The organism is Pseudomonas sp. SIMBA_067 (assembly GCF_046534675.1).
GTDB lineage: Bacteria > Pseudomonadota > Gammaproteobacteria > Pseudomonadales > Pseudomonadaceae > Aquipseudomonas > Aquipseudomonas putida.
Window position 1 is genome coordinate 1 of the sequence record NZ_JAWRYH010000034.1, and the last position, 1,041, is coordinate 1,041.

The following is a 1,041-nucleotide window of genomic DNA, read 5'->3' on the forward strand; positions in this document are numbered from 1 at the left end:
AGCACTGGGGCCAGATGGTAAGCCCTCCCGTATCGTAGTTATCTACACGACGGGGAGTCAGGCAACTATGGATGAACGAAATAGACAGATCGCTGAGATAGGTGCCTCACTGATTAAGCATTGGTAACTGTCAGACCAAGTTTACTCATATATACTTTAGATTGATTTAAAACTTCATTTTTAATTTAAAAGGATCTAGGTGAAGATCCTTTTTGATAATCTCATGACCAAAATCCCTTAACGTGAGTTTTCGTTCCACTGAGCGTCAGACCCCGTAGAAAAGATCAAAGGATCTTCTTGAGATCCTTTTTTTCTGCGCGTAATCTGCTGCTTGCAAACAAAAAAACCACCGCTACCAGCGGTGGTTTGTTTGCCGGATCAAGAGCTACCAACTCTTTTTCCGAAGGTAACTGGCTTCAGCAGAGCGCAGATACCAAATACTGTCCTTCTAGTGTAGCCGTAGTTAGGCCACCACTTCAAGAACTCTGTAGCACCGCCTACATACCTCGCTCTGCTAATCCTGTTACCAGTGGCTGCTGCCAGTGGCGATAAGTCGTGTCTTACCGGGTTGGACTCAAGACGATAGTTACCGGATAAGGCGCAGCGGTCGGGCTGAACGGGGGGTTCGTGCACACAGCCCAGCTTGGAGCGAACGATCTACACCGAACTGAGATACCTACAGCGTGAGCTATGAGAAAGCGCCACGCTTCCCGAAGGGAGAAAGGCGGACAGGTATCCGGTAAGCGGCAGGGTCGGAACAGGAGAGCGCACGAGGGAGCTTCCAGGGGGAAACGCCTGGTATCTTTATAGTCCTGTCGGGTTTCGCCACCTCTGACTTGAGCGTCGATTTTTGTGATGCTCGTCAGGGGGGCGGAGCCTATGGAAAAACGGCTTTGCCGCGGCCCTCTCACTTCCCTGTTAAGTATCTTCCTGGCATCTTCCAGGAAATCTCCGCCCCGTTCGTAAGCCATTTCCGCTCGCCGCAGTCGAACGACCGAGCGTAGCGAGTCAGTGAGCGAGGAAGCGGAATATATCCTGTAT

General features: G+C 50.7%; 1 pseudogene. It reads left to right on the forward strand.

Going from position 1 to position 1,041, the window contains the following annotated elements:
- A pseudogene (locus SB765_RS27915) lies at positions 1 to 127 on the forward strand (class A beta-lactamase LEN-27); the annotation flags it as partial.
- Positions 128 to 1,041 lie beyond the last annotated feature (914 nt).